Raw genomic sequence first — 515 nt, 5'->3', positions numbered from 1 at the left:
CGGCTGAAGACCCTGACCAACGAAAATGGCGAGCGCTATGCGTTTGGCTGGGACGTCGGAGATCAACTGCTGAGCCAACGGGACCTGGACGGCAGCGGGCGCTGTTACCGCTATGACGCGCTGGGCAATGTGAGCCAGGTACTGCATGTGCCGGCACCGCGTGATGCCGAGGATAAGTCGCCGGTGACGCCTCGTCTTGCCCATGACTTCGAGCGCGATGCGCTGGGACGATTGACGGCCAAAATCACCGACGACGGTCGCACGCAATACCAATACGACGCCGCCGACCGCCTCACCGGTATACGTCTGACCGGTATACGTCTGACCGAGACCGCTGGCGCCGTGCAGACGCTGGGTTTTGCCTATGACGCCCTTGGGCAACTGCTTGAAGAAACCTCCTCGGCGGGCGTGCTTCAGTACCGCTACGACGAACTGGGTAACCGCCAGCAGACCGGGCTTCCGGACGGGCGTTGGCTCAATCGCCTGCATTACGGCAGCGGCCATCTGCACCAGAT

The 515-nt window shown here is 62.5% G+C and carries 1 pseudogene; it reads left to right on the top strand.

What is annotated here, in order from left to right:
• A pseudogene (locus ACWKV9_RS27720) lies at positions 1-515 on the top strand (RHS repeat-associated core domain-containing protein); the annotation flags it as partial.

Source organism: Pseudomonas corni (assembly GCF_057128765.1).
The sequence above is the reverse complement of the archived record's forward strand: the minus strand, read 5'-3'. Positions and strand labels throughout refer to the sequence as shown.